Source organism: Streptomyces sp. NPDC093109, from assembly GCF_040701725.1.
In the GTDB taxonomy this organism is placed as follows: domain Bacteria; phylum Actinomycetota; class Actinomycetes; order Streptomycetales; family Streptomycetaceae; genus Streptomyces.
The window spans coordinates 41,828-65,560 of the sequence record NZ_JBFBEZ010000011.1; the positions used below are offsets into that span (position 1 = coordinate 41,828).

The window sequence follows — 23,733 nt, forward strand, 5'->3', positions numbered from 1 at the left end:
CCCAGGATGACGGACCGCGGCCCTCGCACACCCCGTTGTCACCGAATCTCCCCTGCCCCCGCCACCGGCAATCACCGGGGCGGGTGTCGGACCTCCGTGCGAGGATGAGTCTCTTGGACTCGGCGAAAGGACCGGCCCGGCGGTGAGCGACAATCAGAATCTCCTCGCGGAGCAGCGCCGCGCGCTGATCCTGGACGAGGTGCGCCGGCGTGGCGGAGTCCGCGTCAACGAGCTGACGCGCAAGCTCAATGTCTCCGACATGACGGTGCGCAGGGACCTGGACGCGCTGGCCCGGCTGGGTGTCGTCGAGAAGGTGCACGGCGGCGCGGTCCCGGTGGTCGAGGCGAGTACGCACGAACCGGGGTTCGAGGCCAAGTCCGCGCTGGAGCTGACCGCCAAGGAGGACATCGCGCGGGCGGCGGCGGCGCTCGTCCAGCCCGGGAGCGCGATCGCGCTGTCCGGCGGGACCACGACGTTCGCCCTCGCCCACCATCTGGTGGACGTCCCCGAGCTGACGGTGGTGACCAACTCGACGCGGGTCGCCGATGTGTTCCACACCGCGCAGCAGACGGCCGGAGCGGGCGGCCGGCGCCCCGGCTCCCCCGTGGTGGTGCTCACGGGCGGGGTGCGTACGCCGTCGGACTCGCTGGTGGGGCCGGTGGCCGACCAGGCGATCCGCTCGCTCCACTTCGATGTGCTCTTCCTCGGGGTGCACGGCATCTCGGTCGAGGCGGGCCTCTCCACACCGAACATCGCGGAGGCGGAGACCAACCGGCGGTTCATGCGGTCGGCGCGCCGTGTGGTGGTCGTGGCCGACCACACGAAGTGGGGCACGGTGGGGCTGAGTTCGTTCGCGACGCTGGACCGGATCGACACTCTGGTGATGGATTCGGGGCTGTCGGAGGAGGCCCGCGAGAAGATCATGGAGCAGCTGCCGGGACTGGTGGTGGCGGACCGCGCCGCGTCGGGTTCGGTGCCGGGCAGCGGCTGACGAGGGGCGCCTCCCGGGCGCTCCTGGGCGCTTCCTGAGCGCCTTCTGAGGCCCTCGGCGCTCCGTCGGGTCCTCGCGGGGGCGGCCGGGCCTACGATCGGCGGGTGAGCGTCTTCCTGATCGACCGTGCCACCCCGCTCCCCGCCGACGAGGCGTGGCGGCGGCTGACGGACTGGCCCGCGCACGGACGCGGGGTGCCGCTCACCAGGATCACGGTGCTGACCCCGGGCCCCACCCGCACCGGGACGCGCTTCACCGCCCGTACCGGGCTCGGCCGCGCCGGGTTCGACGATCCGATGGAGGTCGTCCACTGGCAGCCGCCCGCGCCGGGGGTGCCGGGCCGCTGCCGCCTGGAGAAGCGCGGCCGGGCCGTCACGGGGTGGGCGGAGATCCGCGTACGGGACGAGGCGGCCGGGGCCCCGCGCGGCGCCCGGGTGTGCTGGGAGGAGGACCTGCGGTTCGCCGCGCTCCCGCGCGCGCTGGACCCGCTGACGGCGCGGGCGGGACGGCTGGTCTTCGGCCGCGCCGTCGACCGCCTGCTGCGCGGATAGGGCACGGCGGGCGCGGATGCCGGGCGTGGTGAGCCCCGGCACCGCGCTCCGGTCCGGTTGCAGTCCTGTTCCGGTCCGGTTGCAGTCCCCGTCCGGTCCGGTTGTCGGCCCGTTCCGGTCCGGTCAGGATTCCTCGAAGTAGGCGTCCAGGACCTCGTCCAGTTCGGCCGCCCACCCCTTCAGATCGCTTCTGGCCGCCGCGTCGACCTCGGCGGTGAACCAACGGCGGCTGGACACATGGACCGTGACCGTGAACCGGCGGCCGAACCGGGGGGTGCCGACCTCCACCGCGCCGATCTCGTCCCACCGGAAGTCGGCTTCCTCCTCGTCGAGGCGGAACCGTACGCCGTCACGGTCGGCCGTGATCGAGCCACGCCGGTCGCTCGCCTCGAAGACGGGACCGTCGTTCTCTGCTGCTGCTTCTCCTTCCTTCCCCGGCTCGGACTCCGCCGGCTCCGACGCCACCGGGTCCGACGCCACCGACTCTGACTCCGCCTCGGGGACGTCCTCCGGGACCGCGTCCTCGACAACGGAGTCATCGACGACGGTGTCCTCGGGGACGGCATCCTCGGGGACGGCATCGTCCGCGGCCTCGGGTTCCGGCTCCGCGGCCGGTGCCGTCTTCTCCTCCGCCCCGGGGCGAGGGGCCGTCAGACCGGGGATGTATGCCGGATCTGTCCCCGCGGCGTACTCGGGCTGGACTTTCGGATCTATGCGCTGCTCCACGGCGGGCAGTATGGTCCACGAACCTGTACAGAGGCCAGTAGCCCCCTTGCCGGCAGGTCAGTCCGGCCAGACGCCCGTCGCCAGGAAGTGGTCGAGCGTCACGGTGTACGGGGTGATGTCCAGGCCCTGCGCGGCCAGCCAGGTGTCCGAGTAGTACTTGTCGAGATAGCGGTCGCCCGGGTCGCAGAGCAGGGTGACCACGCTCCCCGTCTCACCGGCCTCGACCATCTCCGCGACGATCCGCAGCGCGCTCCACAGGCCGGTGCCGGTGGAGCCGCCCGCCTTGCGCCCTATGGCGCGCTCCAGCATCCGTACGGCGGCGACGCTGGCCGCGTCCGGGACCTTCATCATCCGGTCGATGGCCCCGGGCACGAAGCTCGGCTCCATCCGGGGGCGCCCGATGCCCTCGATGCGGGAGCCGCGCCCGCTGCGCGCGTCCGCGTCGTGCCGGGTCCAGCCGTCGAAGAAGCAGGAGTTCTCCGGGTCGGGGACGCAGATCCGGGTGTCGTACTGCATGTAGTGGACGTAGCGGGCGATGGTCGCGGAGGTGCCGCCCGTACCGGCCGTGGCGACGACCCAGGCGGGCTCGGGATAGCGTTCCAGGCGCAGTTGCTGGTAGATCGACTCGGCGATGTTGTTGTTGCCCCGCCAGTCGGTGGCGCGCTCCGCGTAGGTGAACTGGTCCATGTAGTGGCCGCCGGTACTGGCCGCCAGGCCCGCCGACTCCGCGTAGATCCCGGCGGCGTCGTCCACGAAGTGGCACTGTCCGCCGTGGAATTCGATCAGCCGGCACTTCTCGGGGCTGGTGGTGCGCGGCATGACGGCGATGAACGGCACGCCGATCAGCTTCGCGAAGTACGCCTCGGAGACGGCCGTCGAACCGCTGGACGCCTCGATCACCGGCTTCCCGGGCCGGATCCAGCCGTTGCAGAGGCCGTAGAGGAACAGCGAGCGGGCGAGCCGGTGCTTGAGGCTGCCGGTCGGATGCGTCGACTCGTCCTTGAGGTACAGGTCGATGCCCCACCCCTCGGGCAGCGGGAAGCGCAGCAGATGGGTGTCGGCGGAGCGGTTGGCGTCGGCCTGGACCTTCCGTACGGCCTCCTTGAGCCATGCGCGGTAGCCGGGGTCGCTGCGGTCCACGTCGAGGGTCGCGGCGGGCGGCGGCGTCCCGCCCGTACCGTCCCCGGATCCGTCCCTCTGTGTCATCGCGCGCTCCTCGCTCATCGGTGCTCCCCGATCGGGCCCCGCCCGCACCGTACCCCCAACCACCTGCGCGAACGAGGGGTGCTCTGGTGCGGCGCCGGATACTTGGGCACACTGCCCTGGAGGGGATTCGCAGGGATATGGCACGGAGGGGGCTGAAGAGCCATGGCTGAGCCGGATTTCAACGCACGTGGGGTACTCATCGAACGGTGGCCGCGCTCCCTCACCACGGCGGGCCAGGTGCTGATCCAGGACGGCAGGCTGGCGCTGCTGACCAGCTACGGCCGGGTGATCGACAGCGCGCCGCTGCGGGCCGTCAGGACCGCCCGGCCGTGGTTCGCGGGGAGCGGCAGTACGGTCGCCACCCTCAACGGCATCCGCTACCGGCTGACCATGGGCCGCCGCGGCCGGCGCCCGGACGCGACGGCGCTGGCCCGGCGCTTCATGGAGGCCGTCAGCAGGGCGGGCCACTAGGCTCTCCCCCGCGACCGGCGCCGCCCGGTCAGCCGACCACGACCGAGCGGGCGGCGGCCGAGCTGTGGTCGACCGCCGCGGGTCCGAACTCCGCCCCGGGGAACGGGCCGTCGGTCGTCGCGCCGTACACCGGGCGGAGCGGCAGAGCCAGCGCGGCGGGCGGTGCGGGCAGCGTGAACCAGATGCTCTTGCCCGTATCGCCCCGGCGCCGCATGCCCCAGCTCTCGCTGACGGCCGCGATCAGGGCGAGACCGCGGCCGCCGGTATCGAACGGACCGGCGTCGTTGACCGCGGGCAGCCGCGGATCGTGGTCGCTGACCGAGACGGTGAGCCGTTCGAGGAGCAGCTCGATGTCGACGGTGCAGAGCTTGTCCGGCTGGGCGTGCCGGTGGACGTTGGTCAGCAGCTCGGTGACGCCGAGTGCCGCGTAGTCGATCAGTGGATCGAGATGCCAGTAGCGCAGTTGCGCGGAGATGATTCTGCGGACCTGACCAATCCGCGACGGCAGGGCCTGGAGCTCCACCGTGCAGTGCCTGCTGGGCCGGCTGATCACGGCTGCGACTCCCCGAATGAGTCCGGAAGAAGACGACGATCGGATCCAGCGGCGCGGCGCGCCGCCGATCCCGCCCGGCGGGGCTGGATCGCAGCGTCACCGCCGGTTAACCCTGAGTGATATGAGACCAGAGTGACTCACGGGGCCGCACTCCGCAACTCGCGGGCGGCCCGGCGGGTGACGGGTGGGTGGCCACTCGGATGCACAAGGTTTGTTGCGCAATTTTCATTGCGCAACTTTTCTTTCCTGTCTAGCCTCGGCGCATGGCCAAGGAACCGAACCCGTCCATCACCGATCTCGACGCCCTGAAGGTCTTCACCCACCCCCTCCGGATCGAGCTGTACCGGCACCTCTACACAGCGCGCTCCGCGACCGCCTCCCGGCTCGCGGAGCAGGTCGACGAGGCGGTGTCGCTCGTCAGCTATCACCTGCGCAAGATGGCGGCGCACGGCTTCATCGTCGAGGCACCGGAGTTGAACGCGGACGGGCGGGAGCGGTGGTGGAAGCCGGCTTCGGAGAAGGGGTGGAGCTTCCGCAGTTCGGACTTCGTGGGTGATCCGGAGGGCGCGGCCGTGGTCGGGCAGGTGACCCGCCAGCTGCTCACGGCGCGCGCCGAACGGTACGCCGCCTACCTCGACCAGCAGTCGGCGTGGCCGAAGGAGTGGACGGACGCCGCGTTCACCGCCGAGTACCTGCCGCGGCTGACGGCGGCCGAACTGGCCGAACTGAACGAGGAGATGCACGCGTTGGTACGGCGCTGGGAGGAGCGCGGGCGGGCCGCCGAGGAGGCCGGGGACACCGCGGGCCGCGAGCAGGTCGCCCTGCATCTGTACGGGTTCCCGTACCGCCCCTGAGTCCGCCTGCCCTCCGATCCGCGAAACCCCCGCATCCGTGAAACCCCGCGTTCCCCGAGGAGGCATCCGCGTGACCGCGACAACGACCGCGATATCCGCGACGCGCGGCTCACCGCCCGCCCACCGGGACGCGAACGTACTGCGCTGGCTGGGCGCGCTCACCCTCTCGCTGCTGGGCGACAACGTGTATTTCCTCGCGCTGTCCTGGGCGGCGATTCAGGTCGGCAGTCCGACGCAGGCGGGGCTGGTGCTCGCCGCCGGTTCGGTGCCGAGGGCGGTGCTGATGCTCGGCGGGGGCGTGGTGGCCGACCGGTTCGGGCCGCGCAGGGTGGTGATCGGCGGCGATCTGACGCGGTGTGTGGTGATCCTGGCCGTGGCGGGTGTGCTGGCCGTGTCGACTCCCGGCGTCTGGCTGCTGGTGGTGGTCGGGCTGGTCTTCGGCACGGTGGACGCCTTGTTCCTGCCGGCCGTCGGCGCGCTGCCGCCGCGTATCACCGGTCCTGACCAACTGGCCCGGGTGCAGGGGCTGCGCGGGCTGGTCACCCGGGCGGCCACCATCGGCGGCTCACCACTGGCCGGTCTGGCCATGGCGCTGGGCGGCCCGTCGTTCGCGTTCGCGGTCGCCGGGACCCTGTTCGCGCTCTCGCTGCCGCTCCTGATCGCCGTACGGATCGCGCCACTCCCGGACGTCGCGCCTTCCCCGGACGACGACGGCCGGGCCGCCGGGAGCGACGGCACGGCCTGGCGGGACCTGACCGACGGGCTGCGGCACATCCGCCGCGACCGGGTGCTGGCTCCGCTGGTGGCCGTCCTGGCGACATCGGAGCTGGGCTTCGCCGGCCCGCTGAACATCGGCGTGGCCCTGCTGGCCGGCGAACGTGGCTGGGGCGTCACGGGACTCGGGTGGATCGTCGGCGGCTTCGGGGCCGGCGCGGTCGTCGCGTCCCTCCTGCTGGCCGTCCGGGGCCGGCTCCCGCGCGCCGGGCTGGTCCAGCAGGGGTGCCTGGCCCTCGCCGCGGCGGCTCTCGGCGCGCTCGCCTTCGCGCCCTCGCTGCCCGTCGCCGTCGTCGTCGCGATCACCGTCGGGCTGACCGCGGGGCTCAGCGGGGCGCTGTGCGCGGCGCTGCTGCAGACGGCCGCCGATCCCGCGTACCTCGGCCGGGTCACCGCCGTGTCGAGCCTGTTCGCGCTCGGGCTCGCCCCGCTGACGTACCCGCTCACCGGCGCGGCCGTCGCCGCCTGGGGTACGCGACCGGTCTTCGTCGCCAGTGCCGCGATCGTGGCGCTCGGCTCCGTCATCGGGCTCTGCGTCCGATCGCTGCGCGGCGCCGAACTGCCGCGCTAGTGCAGTGGCCGGAAAGGTTCACCGGAGGCGCTCTGTCTCGATCCGCGCCGCCGGGAGCGGGTCCACTGCACGCTCCGGGCGCTGGACACGCCCCGGTCGGTCGGCGACCGCTTCGAGGTGCTGCACCTGTCGCAGCCGCACCGCGCGGCGCTCGGCGGCGGTGACGCGTGACCCGGCCCGCGCACGCGCCCACGCCCACGCCTACCTCCGGGTCCAGGTCCGCTCCCGTCGTCCGTACGGTCCTCGGCGATATCGCGCCGGACGCGCTGGGCCTCTGCGCCGCGCACGATCACCTCTTCCTGCGCAGCACCCTGCTCCCCGGTCAGGAGTGGCCGACCCGGCGCACGCGGCCGGGCGGCTGCGGGAGTTCAGGGCGCCGGGCGGCCGGGCCGTGGCCCAGTGGACGCCGTTCGAGATGGGCCGCAGGCCTGCCGATCCGGTGGCGCTGTCACGGTCGGAGGGCGTCCATCCGATCGCCGCGACCGGGCAGCAGCCGCGACCGGCCAGCACCGGGCGGCGCACTACGACGCGTCCCTGCTGCGCGAGACGGGCGGGGATCTCGCCGCGCTCTTCGTCACCGAGCTGACCGAGGGCATCGCGGGGACCGGGGTAAGGGGTCCGGGGTACGGGCCGGGCTGGTCAAGGTGGCCGGAGCGTTCCACGGAGTCGACGCGCACGCCCGCCGTACGGTGACGGCCGCGGCCCGCGCCCAGCACCGTACGGGCGTACCCATCGCCGTCCATCTGGAGCTGGGCACCGGCGCGCTGGACGTACTCGACCTGCTCTGCGGGGAGTTGGAGGTGGCACCGGACCGGGTGATCCTCGGCCGTCCGGGCCGCTCCCCGATCCGGCGGCGCAGCGGCAGGCCGCCGAGTCGGGCGGCCTATGCGGCTTTTGACGGACCGTCACGCGTCAACCACGCGACGGACTGGCGACTGCCCGAGCAGTTGGCGGCGCTCGCGGTCGGCGGATTCGGTGACCGGCCGCTGCTCGGCGGCGACACGACGGTGCCCGAGATACCGGGGATGCCGTATCTGCTGCGCCGGCCGCGCCCGAGGCTCGAACTCACCCTGGGTGAACCGATGCTGGACCGCATCCTGGTCACCAACCCGGCGCGAGTGCCGGTTTCACGCCCCGGAGCGGGTGAGCGCGCCGAGCGGGTCGTCCAGGACCGGCTGCCACGCCAACTCGGCCGCGCCGACGAGGCTGTTGTGGTCGAGGGTGCAGGCCAGGATCGGTACGCCGCCGCTGCGGCCCCACAGGCTGCGGTCGGCGACGACGGCGCGCAGCCGCTCCGGATCGGCGGCCAGCAGCTCCCGGTGCAGTCCGCCGAGGATGATCCGGTCGGGGTTGAGGATATTGACCAGACCTGCGAGTCCGAGCCCCAGCCGGTCGATCAGCTCCTCGGCGGCCCCCCGCACGGAGGGATCCGCGTACTCCGCGCGGAGCAGATCGGTGGACTGCTTGAGCAGGGAGACCTCGGGTCCGGGCGCGCGGCCCGCCGCGGTGAGGAAGGCGAGCGGGTCGGCCTCGACATCGAGACAGCCCTTGCTGCCGCAGTAGCAGGGGCGCCCCTCGGGGTTGACCGTGAGATGGCCGACCTCCAGCGCCAGGCCCGAACTGCCGCTGTGCAGACGGCCGTCGAGGACGAGGGCGCCGCCGACGCCGCGGTGTCCCGTGGCCACGCAGAGCAGGTGCTGGGCGCCGCGTCCGGCGCCGTGCCGGTGTTCGGCGAGGGCGGCGAGGTTGACGTCGTTGCCGGTGAAGGCGGGGCCCGCGAGCCCGGCGGCCCGTACCCGCTCGGCGAAGATCTCCCGGACCGGCGCCCCGGCCGGCCAGGCCAGATGGAGCGGGTTGAGGGCAGTGCCCTCCGGTTCCGCGATCGCGGACGGTACGGCGAGACCCACGCCCACGCACCGGTGTCCGCCGGCCCGCAGCAGTGCGGCGCCCGCCTCGACGACCTCGCCGAGCACCTGCGCGGGGTCGGCCGTGGCCGTACCGCGGGTGGGCGCGGTGGCGACGATCCGGCCGCCGAGCCCGACCAGCGCGACCCGGAAGCCGTCCGCGTGGATCTGGGCGGCGAGCGCGACGGGCCCCTCCTCGGCGACCGACAGCCGGTGCGAGGGCCTGCCCTGGGAGCCGGCCGCCGCGCCGGGCCTGGAGTCCACCCGGATCAGCCCGAGGGCCTCCAGCTCGGCGGCGACGGCGCCCGCCGTGGCGCGGGTGACGCCCAGCTCGGCCGTGAGCACGGCGCGGGTGGGCGCACGGCCCGTGTGCACGAGTTCCAGTGCCGGGCCGAGTGCGCTCCTGCCTCGCTCCAGCCGTGTCCGGGTGGGGGTCGCCTTGCCGTCCATGGAGGGGAGTCTCCCATGATCCGCGGGCCGCGCGGACGCCTTGTACGGAGGGGGGACGGCCCCTATCCTCATTTTGTGCCGAATCGAAACAAAGCCAGGACCGGGCCCCGGCTCCGGGGAGGACCGCCGCGGCTGCCGTCGCTCGCACCACTGTCGTCGCTCTCGCCGCTGTCCCGGCTCCGTACCGCGCTGACCGTGGTCTTCGCGCTCGACGGATTCCTGTTCGCCGGCTGGGTGGTCCGTATTCCGGCCATCAAGCACCAGACCGGGGCCTCGGCGAGCGATCTCGGGCTCGCGCTGCTCGGCATCTCGGCGGGCGCCGTCGTCACGATGGTGCTGACCGGCGGGCTCTGCCGCCGGTTCGGCAGCCGGCCGGTGACCGTGGTATGCGCGGTGCTGCTCTCGCTGAGCATTCTGCTGCCGCCGCAGACCCACTCGGCGCTCACGCTCGGGCTGGTACTGCTCGTCTTCGGTGCGGCGTACGGGAGTCTGAACGTCGCGATGAACAGCGTGGCCGTCGACATCGTCACGGCCCTGCGGCGCCCGGTGATCTCCAGCTTCCACGCCGCGTTCAGCCTCGGCGGCATGATCGGCGCCGGTCTCGGCGGGCTGGTCGCGGGCGGGCTCTCCCCCGCCGTCCACCTCGCGCTCCTGACGGGCATCGGCCTGCTGGTCATCGCCGCAGTCGGCCCCACGTTGCTGCGCGAAGCCCCGCCCGTACCCGGCCGTACGACCGAAGCCGCCCCGGCGGACGGCACATCGGCGCCCCCGCGCCCGGGGCGCCTCGACCGGCACACCCGCGCGCTGGTCCTCCTCTTCGGCGTGATCGCGCTGTGCACCGCGTACGGCGAGGGCGCGATGGCCGACTGGAGCGCGCTGCACCTCACCCAGGATCTCGGGGCGTCCCCCGGGACGGCCGCCGCCGGCTACTCGCTGTTCGCCCTCGCCATGACCGCCGGACGGCTCTCCGGCACGGTGCTGGTGGAACGGCTCGGCCAGACCACCGCCCTGGTCGCGGGCGGTGTCACCGCCGCGCTCGGCATGCTGGTCGGCTCCCTCGCACCGAGCACCTGGCTCGCCCTGACGGGCTTCGCCGTGGCCGGCCTCGGCCTCGCCAACATCTTCCCCATGGCCATCGGCCGGGCGGGCGCGCTGGCGGGCCCCGGCGGGGTCGCCGCGGCGTCCACGCTCGGCTACGGCGGGATGCTGCTCGGCCCGCCCGTGATCGGCTTCCTCGCCGAGTGGTTCTCGCTGCCGCTCGCCCTGACGACGGTGGCCCTGCTGTCCGCCGCCGCGGCACTCATCGGATACGCGGCCCGCAACGCGTCGGCGCGGCCGTCAGGACCGACGGCCGACCGGAGCGGCCCGGCCGTGCAGAGCGACCCGGCCGTACGGAACGACCCCGCGGCGAGTGAGTAGGCGTACTCAGGCGCGCCTGTTCGATGCCCATCACTCTGGAGTGACACACACCACTGCGGAGGAAACCATCATGATTTCGGGACGGCTCGCCACGCTCGCCCGGCTGACGTTCGGCAACCGCGCCTCGCAGGTGTATCTGGGGCTGGTCCTGATGACGGCGGCGCTCCTCGCGTACGACCTGGCCTTGGCGCACCACGCGGACGCCACGCTCTCCGGGATGCCCCTGCTCCTGCTCGCCGCGCCGACCGTCTTCGGATTCCTCGCCGCCGGCGGGATGTTCGGCGATGCGGTCACCGAATCCGCGGCCTTCCTCTACCCGGTCCTCGTGCTCTCGGTGCTGATCCAGTCGGCGGCGCTCGGCGCTCTCGTACGGCTGCCGCGCCGCTCGGGACGGACCACGCGCACCGAAACGGCCTGACACCGGTCCGGTCCTCCCGGACACAGCGCCAGGCATGGACAGAGCGGAACACCTCGACCGCCACCGGGGGCCGGTTTGCCGCCGGCTCGCCCGTTCGGCCAGACTCGCCCCATGGGGACACGGAGCAGCGCGGAGCGGGACGCCATCACTGTCGAGATCGCCTTCGCGCTGATGACGGGGGTCCTGGTGGCGGGGCTGGTGTTCGCCGCCGTCGCGGTTCCCACGTACTACTGGGAGCTGCCGCCGGTGCTGCTGACCGGTGCGGCCGGCGCGGCCGGGCTGGTCTTCGTGGCCCGTATCGTCCATGTGCTGCGGGGGTTCCGGGGACGCCCCGGTCAGCCGGGCCGGCCCGGCTGACGAGCCCCGACCCGTAGGCCGGGAACACGAGTGGTGGCGGCATGGCGGGCGGAGGCGGAACTCACCGACCGGTACCTCGCCGACGTCACCGACCTGGGCACCCGGAACGCCGGGTTCTCCGGCCTCGGCCCCCGGCCGGGTGGGCCGGTAGCCCCCCGGCCGCCCGGCTCTCCGACCGGAACGGACGCCTGATCAGAGAGCCCGTCCCGGGAACCCGTTCAGTCCCGGGCGCCCTGCTCCGGAGCCATCGCCCCGGCGTCCGGCACCGCGCCGTCCGGCGCACCCGCCGAGCCCGCGCCGCCTTCCTTCGCCGCTGCCGCCTGCTTGCGGTCCAGCACGTCCAGCGCCCGCCGGGCCACCGGATGCGTCCGTACGATGCCGGCCAGCGTGGTCGAGCCCCGGGTGATGTCCGCGAACGCGTTCCACGCGGGCCGCAGGCCCGTGATCGCCGCGTGCACCACGCCCGGCCGGCGCGCGAAGATGCCGAGCATCCGGCGTCCGACGCCCATCTCGACCCCGAGGCCCGCCTTGATGGCGAACGCGTAGTTCAGCGCCTGGCGGCGGGCGTCCACGGCGTCGTGCGACTCGGAGATCCTCACCGCCCACTCCCCCGCGAGCCGGCCCGAGCGCAGCGCGAAGGAGATCCCCTCGCGGGTCCACGGCTCCAGCAGCCCCGCCGCGTCCCCGCACACCAGCACCCGGCCGCGCGACAGCGGCGAGTCGTCGCTCCGGCAGCGCGTCAGATGCCCGGACGACACCGAGGGTTCGAACCCGGAGAGCCCTAGCCGCGCGACGAAGTCCTCCAGATAGCGCTTGGTCGCCGAGCCCTCGCCGCGGGCCGAGATCACCCCGACGGTGAGCGTGTCCCCCTTGGGGAACACCCACCCGTAACTCCCGGGCAGCGGGCCCCAGTCGATCAGCGCCCGGCCCGCCCAGTCCTCCGCGACCGTCGGCGGCACCGGGATCTCCAGCTCCAGCCCCAGATCCACCTGGTCCATCTTCACGCCGACATGGCCGCCTATCCGGCTCGCGCTGCCGTCGGCGCCGACCACGGACCGCGCGAGCACCGTCCCGCCGTCCGCGAGGACGACGGCGACCGTACGACGGTCGGGCACGGCCGGACCGTGCTGCTCGACGCGCGAGACGGTCGCGCCGGTACGGAGCACGGCGCCGGCCTTCTGCGCGTGCTCGACCAGACTCGCGTCGAACTCGGGGCGGTTGACGAGCCCGAAGAGCATGCGCTTGGAGCGGCGGGTACGGGCGAGCTTCCCGTTCAGCGAGAAGGTCACCGCGTGCACCCGCTCCTTCAGCGGCAAGTCGAAGCCCGGGGGCAGCGAATCGCGCGAAGGGCCGATGATGCCGCCCCCACAGGTCTTGTAACGCGGCAGGTCGGCTTTCTCCAGCAGCAGCACCTGACGGCCCGCGACGGCCGCCGCGTACGCCGCGGAGGCTCCCGCCGGTCCTGCGCCGACCACGACGACATCCCACACCGGCTCGTCGTGCACGCTTCCGGCGTCTGCGTTCTCGCTGCTCACGATGTGCTTCTGCTCCTGATCCGCCCGATGGCCCTGCTGTCGAAACGGCATCCTACGGCGCTGAGGCCCCATACCCGCTGTGGGAGGATCGACAACGCTTTTCTCTGTACACCTGACCGATACAACGTCGCACCGACCTGGAGCGTGCCCATGACCGTGAATTCGATCGCCGAGACCGTGGCCTCCTTGATGCCCCGCGCCCGTCAGGAGCTCGCGGAGCTGGTGGCCTTCCGTTCGGTGGCGGATGTCGCGGTCTTCCCGAAGAGCGAGTGCGAGGCCGCCGCCGGGTGGGTGGCCGACGCGCTGCGCGCCGAGGGCTTCCAGGACGTCGCCGTCCTCGACACCCCCGACGGGACGCAGTCCGTGTACGGGCTGCTGGCCGGCCCCGAGGGCGCGCCGACGGTGCTGCTCTACGCGCACTACGACGTGCAGCCGCCGCTGGACGAGGACGCCTGGCAGAGCCCGCCGTTCGAGCTGACCGAGCGCAACGGGCGCTGGTACGGGCGCGGCGCGGCCGACTGCAAGGGCGGCTTCCTGATGCATCTGCTGGCCCTGCGCGCCCTCGAGGCGAACGGCGGCGTCCCGGTGACCGTCAAGGTCATCGCGGAGGGGTCCGAGGAGCAGGGCACGGGCGGGCTGGAACGGTACGCCGAGGCGCACCCGGAGCTGCTGGCCGCCGACGCGGTGGTGATCGGTGACACCGGCAACTTCCGGGCCGGGCTGCCGACGGTCACGGCGACCCTGCGCGGGATGACCATGGTCCGTGTCTCGGTCGACACCCTCGAAGGCAACCTGCACTCGGGCCAGTTCGGCGGGGCGGCGCCCGACGCGCTCGCCGCCCTCATCCGGGTGCTCGACTCGCTGCGCTCCGAGGACGGCTCCACGACGGTGGACGGGCTGGCCGCCGACGCCGGCTGGGACGGACTCGACTACCCGGAGGCCGACTTCCGCGCCGACGCCAAGGTGCTCGACGGTGTGGGTCTGATCGGCCGCGGTTCGGTCGCGGACCGGATCTGGGCGCGGCCCGCCGTGACCGTGCTGGGCATCGACTGCCCGCCGGTGGTGGGCGCGACGCCGTCCGTCCAGGCGAGCGCGCGGGCGACGGTCAGCCTGCGGGTGCCGCCGGGCCAGGACGCCGGCGAGGCGACGCGGCTGCTCACCACGCACCTGGAGAAGCACATCCCGTGGGGCGCGCGGGTCGCGGTGGAACACGTGGGCCAGGGCCAGGCGTTCCGCGCGGACACCACCAGCCCGGCGTACGCGGCGATGGCCGACGCGATGCGGGTGGCGTACCCGGGCCAGGAGATGCAGTCGTCCGGTATGGGCGGCTCCATCCCGCTCTGCAACACACTGGCCGAGGTGTACCCGGCGGCGGAGATCCTGCTGATCGGGCTGAGCGATCCGGAGGCGCGGATCCACGCCGTGAACGAGAGCGTGTCGCCGCAGGAGCTGGAGCGCATGTCCGTGGCGGAGGCCCACTTCCTGGCCAACTACGCCCGCTCCAAGCAGGATTGAGCGAAGGCCGGCGAGCGAGCCGGCCGGCCTCCGGGCCTCCCTCCGGGCTCTCGTCCGGGCCTTCCTCCTGGCTCTTGTCCGGGCCTCCCTCCGTGCTTTCGTCCGGGGGAGGCCCGGGGGCCCTGTCAGCCGACCGGGACTCCGTCCTCCAGGTTGAGCGCCACCCCGCGCTCCCTGGCCCGCAGCGCCCAGCGCAGCCGCGCGTAGCGGGCCGGGGGCAGCAGCTCGGCCGCCTCCTCCTCGGTTACGAAGCGCCAGCCCCGCAGCTCGGGACCCGGCAGCAGGAGCCGTCCCGCGTCCCCGGCCGTCAGCAGGCCGCCGTCGAAGAGCAGCCGCAGACCGCCGTAGCCCGGCGGCCGGGCGGGCTCCCAGTCGACCACCAGCAGGCCGGGCACCCGGTCGAGTTCGATGCCTATCTCCTCGGCGACCTCGCGGATTCCGGCGCGCGCGGGCGCCTCGCCCCGCTCCACCACTCCGCCGGGGAACTCCCAGCCGGGCTTGTAGGTGGGGTCGACCAGCAGGACCCGGTCGCGCTCGTCGAAGAGCAGTACGCCCGCCGCGACGGTCTCGGCGGTCGGGTCCGGCGTCTGGACGATCTCGCACACCCCGGCCGCGCCGGTCTGCACCGCCGCCGCGAGCGACACGGCCGTCTGCCGGGCCGTGAGCCGGGTGTTGTCGATGAGGTGGGCGTCGCCGGTGAGCCAGCCGAGGGCGGCCCGGTACGGTTCGACGTGCTCGTAGCACCACCGCCGGTGGGCCTCGTTGGCCTCGTGGTCGTCGCCATGGGCGGCGTGGCCCGCGATCCGCTTGCGAAGGATCGTTTCGTCTGTTGCCAGCAGCACATGCCGTACCGGGATCCGGCGCGCGGCCAGGCCGCCGAATATCTCGTCCCGGTACTCCTGGCGCAGCAGCGTCATCGGGACGACCAGCACCCCGCCCACTTCAGCCAGCAGCGCGGCCGCGGTGTCGACCACCAGCCGGCGCCAGATCGGCAGGTCCTGAAAATCGCTCACCTCGGCGAGCCGCTTCTGCGGGAGCAGCTGCGCCAGTCCCGCGCCGGTCGGCTCGGGGTCGTACAGAGTGCAGTTCGGGAGCAGGTCGGTCAGTTCACGCGCGGTGCTCGTCTTGCCCGCTCCGAACGCACCGTTGATCCAGACGATCACGGTTCCCCCTATTCCGGTAGCCCCCAGAGGACTGCCCGCAACACCCTGCCACGGAAACACCCGCCCGGGGCCGAGCGTGCGCCCGGCCGGACGGGGGTGCGGACGGCTGTACGGAGCCGTGGCCGGTTCGTTGCCGTTCCGAGGCCGTCGGGCCGTAACACGGGCACCAGGAGCATCGTTGGAGGTCCCATACGATCCGGAGCGTGGTCCGGATCCACCACGCGGACACCGCGGACACCGCGGACTCAGGGGGTTCCTCATGCGCCGGACAGTCATGCCCAGAACGCTCGCCGTACCCCGGCGGCCCCGGCGGCACGAGCGGCGCGGGCGGTCCGCCCTGACGCTCGCGCTGACGGGCCTCGCCCTCTCCCTGTCGGCCGCCCCCGCCGCGGCCGACAGCAGCGCCTGCACCCACCACTTCTCCGGGCCGCAGATCTGCATCCGGCTGGAGGGGCAGGGCGCCAGGAACGCGGTCACCGGCATCTGGACGAACCCGCCCGCGGATCTCACCACCCACGAGGTGTCGCTCCATCGGGGCGGCCGGCTCGTCTCGACGGCGACGGCCACCCGGTCCGGCAAGGCGCTGACGTACACCTGGCCGACCGGGGACACCGGCACCGGCACCGAGCTCTGTGTGAAGTTCCGGGGCAGCCAGCGGCTGGCCTGCCAGACGCCGCGCTGACCCCTGGGCGGGCGGGGCTCAGCCGCCGACGACCGCGGGCTCCTCCGTACCGTCCCGGCTCTCCAGCAGCGCGGCGGCCGCCGCGCCCACCAGGCCCGCGTCCGTGCCCATGCGCGCCGGGACGATCTCCAGGTCCCGGACGTACGAGAGCGTCGCGTAGTCCCGCAGGGAGCGGCGCAGCGGGGCGAAGAGCACCTCGCCCGCGTTGGCCACTCCGCCGCCGATGACGGCGATACGGATGTCGGCCAGCGCGGCCGTCGCGGCGATCCCGGCGGCCAGCGCCCGGGCGGCCCGGTCGAACGAGGCGATCGCCACCGGGTGCCCGGCCCGCGCGGCGGCGGCCACGGCGGCGGCGGAGGCGTCGCCGTCGGGCCCCGGGCGCCAGCCGTTCTCCAGCGCCCTGCGGGCGATGTTCGGGCCGCTCGCGATGCGTTCGACGCAGCCCCGGGAGCCGCACGGGCAGGGGTCGCCGTCCAGATCGACGCTGATGTGACCGATGTGACCGGCGTTCCCGCTCGGCCCCGGGTGGAGCCGGCCGTCGAGCACGAGACCGCCGCCGACGCCGGTGGAGACCACCATGCACAGCGCGTCGTCGTAACCGCGGGCGGCGCCCTGCCAGTGCTCCGCCGCCGCGATGGCGACCCCGTCGCCGACGAGCGTCACCGGCAGCCCGCCGGTGGCCGCCCTGACCCGCTCGACCAGCGGGAACCCGCGCCAGCCGGGGACATTGACCGGGCTGACCGTACCGGCGGAGGCGTCCACGGGCCCGGCGCTGCCGACGCCGACGGCCGTGGCCGACGACCAGAGCGGCGAGGCCGCCACCTCCGCGAGGACCTCCTCGACGGCGCGCATCACCGTCTCGCCGTCCTCCCGCGCGGGCGTGGGCCGTTGGGCCCGGACGAGGATCCTGCCCCCACTGTCCACCAACGCACCGGCGATCTTGGTTCCGCCGATGTCGAGCGCGGCGACGGATTCGGTAGGCATCGGTCTCGGATCTCCCGGCGATTGAGGTATCTCCCCTTACGGGGAGATGTACGGAACTACTGTTTCGTGACACAGTCTCCATTCACTTGACAACGTTGTCCAGGCCTTATGCTCGACGCCACCCGCCCCGCACGTACCGCCGAGAACGACAGGACCGCGCACTGTGGCAGATACCGCCCGCCGCCCCGAGAGTCGCTATGGCAACCGGCCCACGATGAAGGATGTCGCCGCGCGCGCCGGAGTGGGGCTCAAGACGGTCTCCCGCGTGGTCAACGGCGAGGCCGGGGTCACCGCCGACACCGAGCGCCGGGTGCAGGAGGCGATAGACGCGCTGGGCTTCCGCCGCAATGACTCGGCGCGCGTCCTGCGCAAGGGCCGTACGTCGAGCATCGGACTGGTCCTGGAGGATCTCGCGGACCCGTTCTACGGTCCGCTGAACCGGGCCGTGGAGGAGGTGGCACGGGCGCACGGCGCGCTGCTGATCAACGGATCGAGCGCCGAGGACCCGGCCCGCGAGCAGGAGTTGGTGCTGGCGCTCTGCGCGCGCCGGGTGGACGGGCTGATCGTGATCCCCGCCGGGCACGACCACCGTTATCTGGAGCCGGAGATCAAGGCGGGGGTGGCGACGGTCTTCGTGGACCGGCCCGCCGGCCGGATCGACGCGGACGCGGTGCTCTCCGACAGCTTCGGCGGCGCCCGCTCGGGCGCCGCGCACCTGATCGCCCACGGCCATCGCAGGATCGGCTTCATCGGCGACCAGCCGGGCATCCACACCGCGAGCGAACGGCTGCGCGGCTACCGTACGGCGATGGCCGACGCGGGGCTGGCGATCGACGCCGACTGGGTCTCGCTCGGTACGACGGCGCCGCGCCGGGTGCACGAGGCCGTCGTCGCGATGCTCGGCAGGCCCGAGCCGGTCACGGCGATCCTCACCGGCAACAACCGGGTGACGGTGACGGTGCTGCGGGTACTGGCGGCGCACGAACGCCCGGTCGCGCTGGTCAGCTTCGACGACATCGAGCTGGCCGATCTGCTGGACCCGGGCGTCACGGTCATCGCGCAGGACGCGGCCACCCTGGGCCGCAGGGCGGCGGAGCGGCTCTTCCACCGGCTGGACGGCGGGCTGGAGGCGCCGGCCCATGTCGTCCTGCCGACACGGCTGATCGCCCGGGGCTCCGGCGAGATCCCGCCGCCGGCGGACGGGTAGACGGGCACCGCGGCGGGCCTACCCGGCCGCCGCAGCGGGCGCGCGGCGGGGGTCGCGGAAGGTCTCCAGGTCGGCGCGGGTCAGTCCGGTCAGCCCGGTGACCTCGTCGTCGTCCAGGGCGCCGCAGTCGAGTCCGCGCAGCAGATGGCCGCTGAGCGCCTTGGCGGTGGCCGGCTCGTCCATGACCGCGCCGCCCGCCCTGGCGACGTAGGCGGCCAGCCGGGCCGCGGCGGGTTCCAGTCCCTCGCGGTAGAAGGCGTAGACGGCGGCGTAGCGGGTGGGCAGATGCCCCGGGTGCATGTCCCAGCCCTGGTAGTAGGCGCGGGCGAGGGCGCGCCGGGTCAGTCCGTAGTGCAGCCGCCACGCCTCGTGGACGCGGTCCGTGGGGCCGACCGGCAGGACGTTGGTGGAGCCGTCGCTGACCCGTACGCCGGTGCCGGCGGCGGCGACCTGCATGACGGCCTTGGCGTGGTCGGCGGCGGGGTGGTCGCTGGACTGGTACGCGGCGCTGACGCCGACGCAGGCGCTGTAGTCGAACGTGCCGTAGTGCAGTCCGGTGGCCCGGCCGCCGGCCGCGTCGATCATCCGGGCCACGGTGGCGGTGCCGTCGGCGGCCAGGATGGACTGGCTGGTCTCGATCTGGATCTCGAAGCCGAGCCGTCCCGGCTCCAGGGCCCGCGCCTCCTCGAACGCGCCGAGCAGCCGCGTCATCGCCGTGACCTGCTCGGCGTAGGTGACCTTCGGGAGGGTCAGGACGAGCCCCCCGGGGAGGCCGCCGGCCGCCAGCAGCCCGCTGAGGAAGAGGTCGAGGGTCCGTACGGCGCGGTCCCTGACGGACGCCTCGAGGCACTTCACGCGGATGCCCATGTACGGGGCGGCCGTGCCGTCCGCGTACGCCGCGTGGACGAGCCGGGCGGCGCGGGTGGCCGCCGCGTCCTCCTCGTCGTCCGGGCGCGGGCCGTAGCCGTCCTCGAAGTCGACGCGCAGATCCTCGACGGGCTCGCGGGTGAGCTTGTCCCGTACCCGCTCGTACACCGGGCCCGCCAGCGCGTCGGAGAGGCCGAGTACGCGCCCCAGCGAGGCGGCGTCCGGGGCGTGTTCGTCAAGTGCGGCCAGCGCCTGGTCGCCCCAGGAGCGGACGGTGCCGGCGTGGAAGGCGTCGGCGGGTACGTAGACGGTGTGGACGGGCTGCCGGGTCACCGGGTCGCCCGGGTAGCGCCGGGCGAGCTCCGCGTCGACCGGCGCGAGGAAGGCGCCGACGGCCTCCGTCACCGCGGCCGGGAGACTGGTGACGGCCTTCTCCTGCTGTCCCATCGCGGCACCTCTCCACTCAGCACTGTTCCGGCCTGCGGAATCAACAATCCGTTGAGCGAAGCTAAGCGGCGGCGGCGGCGCGCGTCAATGACAGCCGGACGGGCGGCAGGACGGCCGACAGGACATGAGACGGGGCCGCGCGGTGAGGATCACCACGCGGCCCCGGGACCGTCAGGACGGCAGGGCCGGTCTCAGCCCTTGCGGCTCTTGATCTCTTCGGTGAGCTGCGGGACGACCGTGAAGAGGTCGCCGACGACGCCGTAGTCGACGAGGTCGAAGATGGGCGCCTCGGCGTCCTTGTTGACCGCGACGATGGTCTTGGACGTCTGCATGCCGGCGCGGTGCTGGATGGCGCCGGAGATACCGGAGGCGATGTAGAGCTGCGGGGCGACCGACTTGCCGGTCTGGCCGACCTGGCTGGCGTGCGGGTACCAGCCGGCGTCGACGGCGGCGCGGGAGGCGCCGACGGCCGCGCCGAGCGAGTCGGCCAGGGCCTCGATGATCGCGAAGTTCTCGGCGCCGTTGACGCCGCGTCCGCCGGAGACGACGATCGCGGCCTCGGTCAGCTCAGGACGGCCCGTCGACTCGCGCGGGGTGCGGGAGACGACCTTCGTACCGGTCGCCAGCGCGCCGAACGAGACCGTCAGCGCCTCGACCGCGCCGGCGGCCGGAGCGGGCTCGACGGCGGCGGAGTTGGGCTTGACGGTGATGACCGGAGTGCCCTGGGACACCCGGGACTTGGTCGTGTACGCGGCGGCGAACACCGCCTGGGTGGCGACCGGGCCGTCGTCGCCGGCCTCCAGGTCGGTGGCGTCGGTGATGATGCCGGCGCCGATACGGACCGCGAGACGGGCGGCGATCTCCTTGGTCTCCGCGGACGACGGCAGCAGCACGGCGGCCGGGGAGACGGCGTCGTAGGCGGCCTGGAGGGCGTCGACCTTGGGGACGACCAGGTAGTCGGCGAACTCGGGGGCGTCGGCGGTGAGGACCTTCACCGCGCCGTGCTCGGCGAGGGCGGGGGCGGTGGCCTCGGCGCCGGGGCCGAGGGCGAGCGCGACGGGCTCGCCGAGGCGGCGGGCGAGCGTCAGCAGCTCCAGGGTGGGCTTGCGGACGGCACCGTCCACGTGGTCGACATAGACGAGAACTTCAGCCATGGGTGCGATCTCCTGCGGATTGCGAAGCCTGAGAGGGGCGGTGAGGGGGCGGACCTAGGGCGTGTTGAGAAAGTAGCGCCGTCCGCCCGTAGGGCGGGCCTGGCGGCGTCTGGTGCGTGCGATCGCAAGGCGGAGGGTCGCCCCAGTACTGGACGTACTGGGGTGATCCCGACAACGCGGCGAGCGTGCGTGCCAGGCGTCGCCAGGCAGGCGGGACTTTCTAAACACGCCCTAGATGAACTTCTGGCCCGCGAGGAACTCGGCGAGCTGCTTGCCGCCCTCGCCCTCGTCCTTGACGATCGTGCCCGCCGTACGGGCCGGGCGCTCGGTCGCCGAGATGACCACGGTCCTGGCGCCCTCCAGGCCCACTTCGCCGGCCTCGATGTCGAGGTCGGAGAGGTCCAGCGCCTCGACCGGCTTCTTCTTGGCGGCCATGATGCCCTTGAAGGACGGGTAACGGGCCTCGCCCGACTGGTCCGTCACCGATACGACCGCGGGCAGCGACGCCTCCAGCCGCTCGCTGGCGCTGTCGCCGTCACGACGGCCCGTGACCGTCCCGTCCTCGACCTTCACCTCGGAGAGCAGCGTGACCTGCGGGACGCCCAGCCGCTCGGCGAGGAGCGCCGGGAGGATGCCCATCGCGCCGTCGGTGGAGGCCATGCCGGTGATGACCAGGTCGTAGCCGGTCTTCTCGATCGCCTTGGCGAGGACCAGCGAGGTGCCCAGCGCGTCCGTGCCGTGCAGATCGTCGTCCTCGACATGGACGGCTTTGTCCGCGCCCATGGACAGTGCCTTGCGCAGCGCGTCCTTCGCGTCCTCCGGACCGACCGTCAGCACGGTGATCTCCGCGTCGTCGGCCTCGTCCGCGATCTGAAGCGCCTGCTCCACCGCGTACTCGTCCAGCTCCGACAGCAGACCGTCGACATCGTCGCGGTCGACGGTCAGGTCATCGGCGAAACTCCGGTCACCGGTGGCGTCGGGCACGTACTTCACACAGACAACGATCCTCAGGCTCACGCCGGCTCTCCTACTGCGTCGTCATTTCTGGGCTGCCTTGTTCTTGTTCCAGCAGCATAGGCGCCCGGTGGGGCGTTCCGGTCGGGAGGACCGGTGCACCGGAGTACATATATTACTCACCAGTACACCCAGGGCGCCGCTGCTGAGCAAGCGCTTGGAACTGTGACGTTGCCAACGCGTCGGGAGAGCCGGAAACGGGAACCCTCAGTCGCGCAGCGCGTTGAAGCGCCCCTGGTGGTAGAGGAGCGGCCGGCCCGCGCCCGCCGGGTCGCCGACGACGGCCCTGGCGACGATCAGCCGGTGGTCGGCGGCGGGCACACGGGCGACGACGCGGCAGACCAGCCAGGCGAGTACGCCGTCGAGCAGCGGTACGCCCTCGGGCCCCTCGCGCCAGGCGGTGGGCGCGGCGAACCGGTCGGCGCCGCTGCGCGCGAAGGTGGCGGCCAGGTCGGCCTGGTGCTCGCCGAGTATGTGAACGCCGATGTGCTCCGCCTCGGCCAGCACCGGCCAGCTGGACGACGAGACGCCCACACCGAAGGAGACCAGGGGCGGTTCCGCGGCGACGGAGTTGAGCGAGGTGGCGGTGAAACCGACCGGACGCTCGCCGCGCGCGGTGATGACCGCGACGCCCGCCGCGTGGCGGCGGAAGACGGAGCGGAGCAGTTCGGGAGAGGCCAGCTGAGGGGTCGAAAGATCGGGAGAGGCCGTCATGTCAGGGTCCTTCTGCGAGAGGCGCGATGGGGTCCGTGGCTGCTCAGGCGCCCGGACAGCGCGCACTCGCGTTGCGGGCCAGATCCACGTGGGCCCGCCCGTAGAGAAGGAGTTCTTGGGGCACTTCGTCAGAGTGACGACAGGTGGTGGGTACGGTCAAGGGCACCCGTCACACCGCCTCACCGAGCGCGGCGATCACATCGGCCTTGCGCGGCTGGCCGGCCGCTCTGCGGACCACACACCCCCGGGCGTCCAGGACGAGCACGGTCGGGGTCCGGAGAATGCCCAGCTCCCGGACGAGTTCGAGCCGTTCCTCGGCGTCCAGCTCCACATGGGCGACCCCGTCGACCATGCCCGCGACATCGCTGAGCGTGCGTCTGGTGGCCCGGCAGGGCTGGCAGAACGCGCTGGAGAACTGGACGAGCGTGGCCCGCTCCCCCAGCTCGGCGCCGAGCTCCGCCGCGCCGAACGCCCGCTCACCGTCGTCCCGCACCTTCAGCCTCCCGTCACGGCGTCCCCGCACCAGTCCGAACGCGGCGGCCACCGCCAGCACCGCCGCGCAGACCACGAGTCCTGTCGTCTCCATCCCAGAACCAGCGTTCACACCATCGCAAAATATTCCCGGCCTTCTGAACAGCAGTGATGGGCGATGCTGATGACATGGACATCGACATACGAGGACCACGGTTCGGCGCGACCCTGACCGCTGTTGTACTCGCCGCGGTACTGATCACCGGCAGCGCGACCCTGCTGGGCTGGCAGGCGCTCTGCTTCGCGGCGGGCGCGGTGCTGGGGGTCTCGCGGTCGCCGTACGGGCTGCTCTTCCGTACGGTCGTACGCCCCCGGCTGGGACCGCCCGCGGAGTTCGAGTCGCCCGCTCCGCCGCGCTTCGCCCAGGCGGTCGGCCTGGTGTTCTCGCTGGTGGGGCTGGCCGGCTATCTGTGGGGGCCGACGTGGCTGGGGCTCGTGGCCACCGGCTGCGCGCTCGCCGCCGCGTTCCTCAACGCGGCCTTCGGCTACTGCCTGGGCTGTGAGCTGTATCCGCTGTTCCGGCGCTCTGTGGCGGTATTGAGGTTGACGTGACGAGAATCTCGCCCCGCGCGCAGACCAGGACTGGCCTCACGGCCATGTTTGGGGCACGATCGGCGGAATGCCGAAAACCTACGGCTGCGTAACTTCCGCCGGGAGAACCCTCCCCGGAACAGA

At 73.1% G+C, this 23,733-nt stretch carries 25 protein-coding genes and 1 pseudogene; 14 read left to right on the top strand and 12 right to left on the bottom strand.

Translation table 11 applies throughout. The features are described from left to right. The first annotated feature begins 142 nt into the window (after positions 1-142). Both AB0389_RS13245 and AB0389_RS13250 read left to right on the top strand, forming a co-directional pair. The gene (locus tag AB0389_RS13245; protein WP_366395474.1) at positions 143-991 is read left to right on the top strand and encodes a DeoR/GlpR family DNA-binding transcription regulator; all 849 of its coding nucleotides are present in this window, start codon (positions 143-145) and stop codon (positions 989-991) included. Positions 992-1,095: 104 nt separating this feature from the next. Further along, complete coding sequence (locus tag AB0389_RS13250) at positions 1,096-1,542, top strand: SRPBCC family protein (protein WP_366395475.1); 447 nt, start codon at positions 1,096-1,098, stop codon at positions 1,540-1,542. A 123-nt stretch (positions 1,543-1,665) separates the two neighbouring features. Here the strand turns inward: AB0389_RS13250 and AB0389_RS13255 are convergent, their stop codons facing one another. Together AB0389_RS13255 and AB0389_RS13260 are read right to left on the bottom strand one after the other, a co-directional pair. Next, the gene (locus AB0389_RS13255) at positions 1,666-2,268 is read right to left on the bottom strand and encodes a hypothetical protein (RefSeq protein WP_366395476.1); all 603 of its coding nucleotides are present in this window, start codon (positions 2,266-2,268) and stop codon (positions 1,666-1,668) included. Positions 2,269-2,325: 57 nt separating this feature from the next. After that, entirely contained in the window at positions 2,326-3,474 is a 1,149-nt protein-coding gene (locus tag AB0389_RS13260) for a PLP-dependent cysteine synthase family protein (RefSeq protein ID WP_366395477.1), read from the bottom strand. A gap of 162 nt (positions 3,475-3,636) precedes the next feature. Between AB0389_RS13260 and AB0389_RS13265 the strand changes: the two genes are divergently transcribed. After that, positions 3,637-3,945, top strand: a complete 309-nt coding sequence (locus AB0389_RS13265) for a hypothetical protein (RefSeq protein ID WP_366395478.1) — start codon at positions 3,637-3,639, stop codon at positions 3,943-3,945. A gap of 28 nt (positions 3,946-3,973) precedes the next feature. On the opposite strand, the gene AB0389_RS13270 is transcribed toward AB0389_RS13265, so the two are convergent. Next, positions 3,974-4,498, bottom strand: coding sequence for an ATP-binding protein (locus AB0389_RS13270; protein WP_366395479.1), 525 nt, complete (start codon positions 4,496-4,498; stop codon positions 3,974-3,976). 263 nt (positions 4,499-4,761) lie between these two features. Here AB0389_RS13270 and AB0389_RS13275 point away from each other — a divergent pair, with 263 nt between their 5' ends. The 3 genes and pseudogenes from AB0389_RS13275 to AB0389_RS13285 all read left to right on the top strand — a co-directional run. Then, a complete protein-coding gene (locus AB0389_RS13275) occupies positions 4,762-5,352 on the top strand; it encodes a helix-turn-helix domain-containing protein (RefSeq protein ID WP_366395480.1) in 591 nt (196 codons plus the stop codon). Between the two features lie 70 nt (positions 5,353-5,422). Then, a complete protein-coding gene (locus tag AB0389_RS13280) occupies positions 5,423-6,697 on the top strand; it encodes an MFS transporter (RefSeq protein ID WP_366395481.1) in 1,275 nt (424 codons plus the stop codon). 251 nt (positions 6,698-6,948) lie between these two features. Beyond that, positions 6,949-7,815: pseudogene (locus tag AB0389_RS13285) on the top strand (phosphotriesterase); the annotation flags it as partial. A gap of 9 nt (positions 7,816-7,824) precedes the next feature. Here the strand turns inward: AB0389_RS13285 and AB0389_RS13290 are convergent. Then, positions 7,825-9,051 (bottom strand): ROK family protein, encoded by a 1,227-nt coding sequence (locus AB0389_RS13290; RefSeq protein WP_366395587.1) that lies wholly within the window; start codon positions 9,049-9,051, stop codon positions 7,825-7,827. Positions 9,052-9,126: 75 nt separating this feature from the next. Between AB0389_RS13290 and AB0389_RS13295 the strand changes: the two genes are divergently transcribed. The 4 genes from AB0389_RS13295 (at position 9,127) to AB0389_RS13310 (ending at position 11,437) form a co-directional block, all read left to right on the top strand. Next, positions 9,127-10,470, top strand: a complete 1,344-nt coding sequence (locus AB0389_RS13295; RefSeq protein ID WP_366395588.1) for an MFS transporter — start codon at positions 9,127-9,129, stop codon at positions 10,468-10,470. A 70-nt stretch (positions 10,471-10,540) separates the two neighbouring features. After that, positions 10,541-10,888 (top strand): hypothetical protein, encoded by a 348-nt coding sequence (locus AB0389_RS13300; RefSeq protein ID WP_366395482.1) that lies wholly within the window; start codon positions 10,541-10,543, stop codon positions 10,886-10,888. 111 nt (positions 10,889-10,999) lie between these two features. Continuing rightward, positions 11,000-11,245 carry a DUF6332 family protein gene (locus AB0389_RS13305; RefSeq protein ID WP_366395483.1) on the top strand — a complete coding sequence of 82 codons (246 nt, stop codon included), beginning with the start codon at positions 11,000-11,002 and terminating at the stop codon, positions 11,243-11,245. 33 nt (positions 11,246-11,278) lie between these two features. Beyond that, entirely contained in the window at positions 11,279-11,437 is a 159-nt protein-coding gene (locus AB0389_RS13310; protein WP_366395484.1) for a hypothetical protein, read from the top strand. 26 nt (positions 11,438-11,463) lie between these two features. Here AB0389_RS13310 and AB0389_RS13315 read toward each other — a convergent pair whose 3' ends face one another. Further along, positions 11,464-12,780, bottom strand: a complete 1,317-nt coding sequence (locus tag AB0389_RS13315; RefSeq protein WP_366395485.1) for a geranylgeranyl reductase family protein — start codon at positions 12,778-12,780, stop codon at positions 11,464-11,466. Positions 12,781-12,930: 150 nt separating this feature from the next. Here AB0389_RS13315 and AB0389_RS13320 point away from each other — a divergent pair, with 150 nt between their 5' ends. Continuing rightward, positions 12,931-14,295: a dipeptidase gene (locus tag AB0389_RS13320; RefSeq protein WP_366395486.1), complete on the top strand. Its 1,365-nt coding sequence runs from the start codon at positions 12,931-12,933 to the stop codon at positions 14,293-14,295. Positions 14,296-14,420: 125 nt separating this feature from the next. Here AB0389_RS13320 and AB0389_RS13325 read toward each other — a convergent pair whose 3' ends face one another. Then, positions 14,421-15,458, bottom strand: a complete 1,038-nt coding sequence (locus AB0389_RS13325) for an NUDIX domain-containing protein (protein ID WP_366395487.1) — start codon at positions 15,456-15,458, stop codon at positions 14,421-14,423. Between the two features lie 259 nt (positions 15,459-15,717). On the opposite strand from AB0389_RS13325, the gene AB0389_RS13330 reads away from it, so the two are divergent. Then, positions 15,718-16,140, top strand: a complete 423-nt coding sequence (locus AB0389_RS13330; RefSeq protein WP_366395488.1) for a hypothetical protein — start codon at positions 15,718-15,720, stop codon at positions 16,138-16,140. 18 nt (positions 16,141-16,158) lie between these two features. Here AB0389_RS13330 and AB0389_RS13335 read toward each other — a convergent pair whose 3' ends face one another. After that, on the bottom strand, positions 16,159-17,124 hold the full coding sequence (locus tag AB0389_RS13335; RefSeq protein WP_366395489.1) for an ROK family protein: 966 nt from the start codon (positions 17,122-17,124) through the stop codon (positions 16,159-16,161). Positions 17,125-17,287: 163 nt separating this feature from the next. Here AB0389_RS13335 and AB0389_RS13340 point away from each other — a divergent pair, with 163 nt between their 5' ends. After that, positions 17,288-18,331, top strand: coding sequence for a LacI family DNA-binding transcriptional regulator (locus tag AB0389_RS13340; RefSeq protein WP_366395490.1), 1,044 nt, complete (start codon positions 17,288-17,290; stop codon positions 18,329-18,331). A gap of 18 nt (positions 18,332-18,349) precedes the next feature. Here the strand turns inward: AB0389_RS13340 and AB0389_RS13345 are convergent, their stop codons facing one another. The 5 genes from AB0389_RS13345 to AB0389_RS13365 all read right to left on the bottom strand — a co-directional run bounded on the left by AB0389_RS13345 (position 18,350) and on the right by AB0389_RS13365 (position 23,113). After that, positions 18,350-19,645: an aldolase gene (locus AB0389_RS13345; RefSeq protein ID WP_366395491.1), complete on the bottom strand. Its 1,296-nt coding sequence runs from the start codon at positions 19,643-19,645 to the stop codon at positions 18,350-18,352. 191 nt (positions 19,646-19,836) lie between these two features. After that, positions 19,837-20,799 (bottom strand): electron transfer flavoprotein subunit alpha/FixB family protein, encoded by a 963-nt coding sequence (locus AB0389_RS13350; protein ID WP_366395492.1) that lies wholly within the window; start codon positions 20,797-20,799, stop codon positions 19,837-19,839. Between the two features lie 231 nt (positions 20,800-21,030). Further along, positions 21,031-21,816: an electron transfer flavoprotein subunit beta/FixA family protein gene (locus AB0389_RS13355; RefSeq protein WP_366395493.1), complete on the bottom strand. Its 786-nt coding sequence runs from the start codon at positions 21,814-21,816 to the stop codon at positions 21,031-21,033. A 204-nt stretch (positions 21,817-22,020) separates the two neighbouring features. After that, entirely contained in the window at positions 22,021-22,527 is a 507-nt protein-coding gene (locus AB0389_RS13360) for a flavin reductase family protein (RefSeq protein WP_366395494.1), read from the bottom strand. A gap of 169 nt (positions 22,528-22,696) precedes the next feature. Further along, positions 22,697-23,113: a thioredoxin family protein gene (locus AB0389_RS13365; protein ID WP_366395589.1), complete on the bottom strand. Its 417-nt coding sequence runs from the start codon at positions 23,111-23,113 to the stop codon at positions 22,697-22,699. A gap of 74 nt (positions 23,114-23,187) precedes the next feature. Between AB0389_RS13365 and AB0389_RS13370 the strand changes: the two genes are divergently transcribed. Further along, positions 23,188-23,610: a DUF4395 domain-containing protein gene (locus tag AB0389_RS13370; RefSeq protein WP_366395495.1), complete on the top strand. Its 423-nt coding sequence runs from the start codon at positions 23,188-23,190 to the stop codon at positions 23,608-23,610. Positions 23,611-23,733 lie beyond the last annotated feature (123 nt).